A 505-nucleotide genomic window follows, 5' to 3' on the forward strand; every position below is an offset into this window, starting at 1 on the left:
AGTAGTTAGTAAGCAAAAACTTCTCGACCAAAACATCTCTTTCCAAAGTTTCTTTTTCACTCGTGGAAAGTCTCTCTTGATTAGTCGAGAACTTGCACTCTTATAAGCATTGATGAATTTTGTCATTTCCGTATTAGGATGTGCCTTGAGCAAAATATGAACATGGTCTACATCATGATTCCATTCAACTAATGTGATGTTATAGTTTTTAGATAATCGTACAAACATGTCTTTTGCATAGTCTGACATATCATCATCAAACACATTTCTTCTGTATTTTACGACCAACACAAGATGATAATATAATAAGAATACTGAATGGTTATTACTATCTAATTTCATTGATATACCAGCCTTTATACGTTATAATACTGATTATATCATAGGCAAAATAAAAGGCAAAGCCTTTTGGCTATGCCAAACCGAAATTCATCTCCCACCTACCGTTGGGCTAAGCCCTTCACACGCTTGAGGAAGGAGAATTCTTTCGGGGAATTCGTTAAAT

Annotated in this window: 1 protein-coding gene; it reads right to left on the reverse strand. The window is 34.7% G+C overall.

Annotation, left to right across the window (positions count from 1 at the left end):
- The coding region (tnpA, locus tag ACX5JI_RS26410; RefSeq protein ID WP_459503937.1) for an IS200/IS605 family transposase at positions 1-342 on the reverse strand (342 nt) is incomplete at its 3' end.
- Between the last annotated feature and the right edge of the window lie 163 nt (positions 343-505).

The organism is Bacillus sp. C1, assembly GCF_054570475.1.